We start from the raw sequence: 5,301 nt of genomic DNA, 5'->3' as shown, positions 1-5,301 counted from the left end.
ATATGCAAATAACCATCCTGTCAATCCTCAAATCCTGGACATCCTGATTCAGACAAAATATTCACTTAATTCTGCCACAATCAAATAATATCCAAATAACAATCCTGCAAATCCTCAAATCCTGGACATCCTGATTCAGACATAAAAAAGAGGGAACACATTCAACTGTTCCCTCCACTAATCTTTGACACAAACTGCTGTTTTAGACTTGAACCGCTAGTTTTGCTTCTTTAGCTGTCAACTGTTCATAAGCAGCACGCATTTTCAAACCTGTCAATACTTGGAATAAACCAGTACCATTGTTAGAACCTGGATATTCACGGTGTTGTAGTAACAAGTGAGTCATCTCACCTTGATATTTAGTAGATGTTTTGCTCAAATGAGTTTCGATGTAAATTATTTCATCGAGGTTATCAAATTGACCATCTACTTCTAAAACTGTGACATAACGACCATAGTAAACATCAGAACCGTAGTAAAGCTGCATACCGGGGTAAGAACAGGTCAGTTTGCGTCCGCAAGGAGTCCACTGAATTGTTGAACCTTCGTCAAACAGGTAGCTGGGTTCAAAGCCTTCTTTATCTTCCCGTTGTAACATCCGTACCCGCAAAACTTTACGTTCTGTATCGTTTTTAATTAAGTTTGTGGGTAATACTTGCAGAACCACGTCAGCAAATTCTCTTTGCGGTTCGATGAATTTTTCAAAGTCAGGTTTACGAGAATTGATTTGTGCGAGAACATCTTCATAGCGGTGGCCTCTTTCAGCCATATCCCGTTGGATTTTCCAAGCAATTTTGACTTCATCACTGATATCAAAGTAAACGCTGAAGTCTAGAAGCGCTCTTACCCGTTCGTCATACAAGGGATGTAGCCCTTCTACGACGATAATATGATTTGGCTCAATCCATTCCGGTGGATCAATCATGCCAGTTTCATGATTATAAATTGGCTTATGAATTGCGTGACCTTCTTTAAGAGACTTAATTTGTTCATACATTAAGTCAAAGTTATTTGCTCTGGGATCAAGTGCAGTTATGCCTGTTTCTTTACGTTGTTTACGATCTAGGCTATGATAGTCATCTAAACAGATAACTGTCATAAATTCTTCGCCAAATAAATCAATCAACCGACGCAAAAACGTAGATTTACCGCACCCAGAGTCTCCGGCTACTCCAATTAGTACCACGCGTTCCGGCTTAGTCATAAATTCCCTCTAAATACTAAATGTGTCAATCAATAATTTTTCTCACAGCAGATTTTGAATCTAGGAGCTTACCCCAAAAGTATCGTCCCACGTTCTGGCTATCCAGCATAACGATGACAGATTTAAACAAATAACTTATCCGCCTATAGCAGTTACTCGTCCTAATTAGCCTAATTTTATAGCTGGTAAGTATTTAATCTTAGTGTTGCCCTAGATTTTAACAGAAGGGGGTGTACTCTCACAAGATTTACCTTGAGAAAGAATCTAGTTCCCTAGCAATTATCTGTTTAACATTCTGCCACAGATGATACAGTTTTTTTGAGGAAAGATTGAAAAATAGGAGAAATAGCTATAAATTTATCATAAACTTCAATAGTGCAATATCATGGTACGATAATATAGACCGTCTATATTTGCGTATCCAAACTAAGTTATAATACGCAGTTTGGGGATATTTTTCTTAAAAAACAGCCTTGTCCTCATAGATCCAGAATTTTTGCGGTATCAAGATACTGTAAAATGTTTTTTTATAAAGTCTCAGGCGATGTAGTTCAATAAAAAAAGATTAAAGTGATTCACTATTAACATTCTCGCAAAGACTTATCCTCTAATTTAGAAGATGAACAGGTGTGTTTTTTGCCATACCTACTGGTCTTGGGCGAGTGGACTGAGCAAGGCATCATGTATTTTAATGATGTTGTTTTCCCAGATGGCTAGTTTTGTGATCCGAAAATCCGGTAAACTAAAGCTCGCAGAAGGATGGGAATGATTTTTTTTGATAAACGGTTAAGTAAATATCGGAGTGGTATAAGGAATGTACAATCAAGGTGCTGTTGAGGGTGCTGCCAATATAGAATCAGGTAGCCGCGTCTTCGTTTACGAAGTGATGGGTTTGCGTCAGACTGAAGAAACTGATCAGACCAACTACCCCATTCGTAAAAGTGGCAGTGTATTCATCAGAGTACCTTACAACCGCATGAATCAAGAAATGCGACGGATCACTCGCCTAGGCGGTAAAATTGTTAGTATCCAACCTGTTACAGCTTTAGAGCTAGTCAACGGCAAAGTTGAATTGGTAACTGCTGAGATTACAGTTAGCAGAGATTCACAGCCAGTCAACGAAATAGTTGAATTAGCAACTGCTGACATTCCCGTTAGCACAGAAGTTAAAGCTGAGGTAAATGCTAATGAAGAGGAACATGGTAAAGCCACACCTGTAAGTAATGCTAGTGAAGCTAAAGGCTTTGCTAAATCACCAGCTAAGGAGAAAAAAGGCCAGACCATGACTCAAGCAAAAGCTAAAAAAGATGCTCATGCTGATGTTCCTGTGAACATTTATCGTCCTAATGCTCCGTTTATTGGTAAGTGTATTTCTAATGAAACCTTAGTTAAAGAGGGCGGAATTGGGATTGTTCAACATCTCAAGTTTGACCTATCTGCCGGCAACTTGCGGTATTTAGAAGGTCAAAGTATCGGGATTATTCCTCCTGGCGTAGATAAAAATGGTAAGCCTGAAAAACTCAGACTTTATTCCATTGCTTCTACTCGTCACGGCGATAATCTCGATGATAAAACAATATCCCTATGTGTTCGGCAGTTAGAGTACAAGCATCCAGAAACAGGTGAAACAGTTTATGGTGTTTGTTCTAGCTATCTGACTAAAATCAAACCAGGTGATGATGTTAAAATCACAGGTCCTGTGGGTAAAGAAATGTTATTACCTGAAGATCCTGAAGCTAATGTAATCATGTTAGCAACAGGTACAGGGATTGCACCAATGCGGACTTACCTGTGGCGGATGTTTAAGGATGCAGAAAGAAAAGCTAACCCAGAATATCAATTTAAAGGATTTTCTTGGTTGCTGTTTGGTGTGCCAACATCTCCCAATATTCTTTATAAAGAAGAATTGGAAGCAATGCAAGAGAAATATCCCAAAAACTTCCGTCTTACCTATGCTATCAGCCGGGAACAAAATAATCCCGCAGGTGGCAGAATGTATATCCAAGACCGAGTTGCGGAACACGCTGAGGCATTGTGGCAGTTGATTAAAAACGAAAAAACCCACACTTACATCTGCGGTTTGCGCGGTATGGAAGATGGTATTGATGCTGCTTTAAGTGCTGCTGCGGCTAAAGAAGGTGTAGTTTGGAGTGATTACCAAAAGGATTTAAAAAAAGCTCACCGCTGGCACGTAGAAACATACTAATTTGTTATTGGTCAGTGGTCATTTGTTATTGGTCATTGGTTATTAGACAATTAAAAGCAGATAATTAGTAGGTAGGGCTGATGGCTCTGCCTACAATTGTTTTATGTAAATTTCATGTGGGTGCAAAATCTGTGGCTGTTAAATTAGGAATACTTGGATTAGGTACAGTGGGAACGGGGACAGTTCAATTGTTGCAAGACAAAGTAGGTCGTCATCCGCTGTTACAGGAAATGGAAATATATCGGGTGGGTGTGCGATCGCTCACGAAACCCAGAGCTGTAGAATTATCATCAGAGGTGATAACTACGGATTTAGAAGCCATTGTTAATGATCCAGCCGTAGATATAGTTGTAGAGTTAATGGGGGGATTAGAACCCGCCCGCACACTCATGTTGGCAGCTATTAAAAATGGTAAGCACGTAATTACCGCCAATAAAGCCGTAATTTCTCGATTTGGTGCAGAAATCTTCACCGCTGCTAATGAAGCAGGTGTCTATGTGCTGCTAGAAGCTGCCGTTGGTGGCGGTATTCCTGTAATTCAACCCCTGAAACAATCTTTAAGCGTTAATCGCATTAGCGCTATCATGGGCATTGTCAATGGCACAACCAACTATATCCTCACCAGGATGCAAACAGAAGGTAGTGAATTTGATGATGTCTTAGCAGATGCTCAAAAATTGGGTTATGCTGAAGCTGACCCGACAGCGGATGTGGATGGTTTAGATGCTGGAGATAAAATTGCTATTTTGGCATCTTTAGGATTTGACGGGCGAATCAATCGGGAAGATGTTCATTGTGAAGGAATTCGTCAAGTTACAAAAACAGATATTGCCTATGCTGCTAAATTAGGATTCGTAATTAAATTACTAGGAATAGCTCAACATTTAGATGAAGATAACTCCCAACTTTCCGTGAGAGTTCATCCTACCCTAGTTCCCCACAGCCACCCTTTAGCTAGTATTAACGGTGTTTACAACGCTATTCTGATCGAGGGAGAACCGATAGGACAAGTGATGTTATTCGGTCCTGGGGCTGGGGCTGGGGCTACCGCTAGTGCAGTATCATCAGATATCTTAAATCTTGTTGCTACCCTCAAAACCAATACCACGAAACCAAATCCTCTCCTCGCTTGTAGACATCAACATTACTCGCAAATTACCCCCATTACCGAGTTAATAACCCGTTTTTATGCCCGTTTCCTCAGCAAAGATCAAGCGGGAGTGATTGGGAGATTGGGAACTTGTTTTGGCAATTATGGCGTGAGTTTAGAGTCAGTTGTCCAAACTGGCTTTCAGGGAGAACTAGCCGAGATTGTCGTTGTTACCCACAATGTCCGGGAAGGGGACTTTAGAGAAGCTTTGGCAGAAATTCAAGCAATGGAATCAATAGACAGTATTCCTAGCGTATTACGAGTGCTTTGAAACATAAAAAGATCAAAATATCCCCGACTTCTCAAAGAAGTCGGGGATATTGTCATTCTATTCTTAATTAACAACAAGATAGTTCTTCCTTATCAATTTCATGATAACATTTTTAAAATTGTTTGTCAATACCATAAATCTCTTTTTTCCCGTTGGCGTTTTTGCGTTTTTTAGCGAAACATTATGGGGTGATGATGTATACTTAGCACGGCTTAATAATTTGATTTAAGTGGGTAGGGGTTTAGCACTGCTAAACCCCTACAAATCTAGGTTTTTCGTAATTTTGTAAAAGTCCATGTCTCAACCGTGTTTAGTATAAATCAGGAAGACAGAGAATTGATTCCCTGTCTTCTAGCTAAAGTTCGTTTTAATTGAACAAGAAAGCACCACCAAAGAGGTTGATATTCGCATTGGCGCTGGTAAATCCAGATGTCCCTGATAAGGTCACTAATAACTGACCAGTACCAAAA

3 protein-coding genes are annotated in these 5,301 nt (G+C 39.9%); 2 read left to right on the top strand and 1 reads right to left on the bottom strand.

Annotated features, from left to right (window positions below):
* Nucleotides 1–202 precede the first annotated feature (202 nt).
* Entirely contained in the window at nt 203–1,204 is a 1,002-nt protein-coding gene (locus tag AN490_RS04015; protein WP_300000212.1) for a phosphoribulokinase, read from the bottom strand.
* Nucleotides 1,205–2,018: 814 nt separating this feature from the next.
* Between AN490_RS04015 and petH the strand changes: the two genes are divergently transcribed.
* Both petH and AN490_RS04005 read left to right on the top strand, forming a co-directional pair.
* Nucleotides 2,019–3,410 carry a ferredoxin--NADP reductase gene (gene petH, locus AN490_RS04010; RefSeq protein ID WP_300000210.1) on the top strand — a complete coding sequence of 464 codons (1,392 nt, stop codon included), beginning with the start codon at nt 2,019–2,021 and terminating at the stop codon, nt 3,408–3,410.
* 131 nt (nt 3,411–3,541) lie between these two features.
* Nucleotides 3,542–4,831 carry a homoserine dehydrogenase gene (locus tag AN490_RS04005; protein WP_300000293.1) on the top strand — a complete coding sequence of 430 codons (1,290 nt, stop codon included), beginning with the start codon at nt 3,542–3,544 and terminating at the stop codon, nt 4,829–4,831.
* Nucleotides 4,832–5,301 lie beyond the last annotated feature (470 nt).

Source organism: Anabaena sp. AL09 (assembly GCF_001672255.1).
Classification (GTDB): domain Bacteria; phylum Cyanobacteriota; class Cyanobacteriia; order Cyanobacteriales; family Nostocaceae; genus Dolichospermum; species Dolichospermum lemmermannii.
The sequence above is the reverse complement of the archived record's forward strand: the minus strand, read 5'-3'. Positions and strand labels throughout refer to the sequence as shown.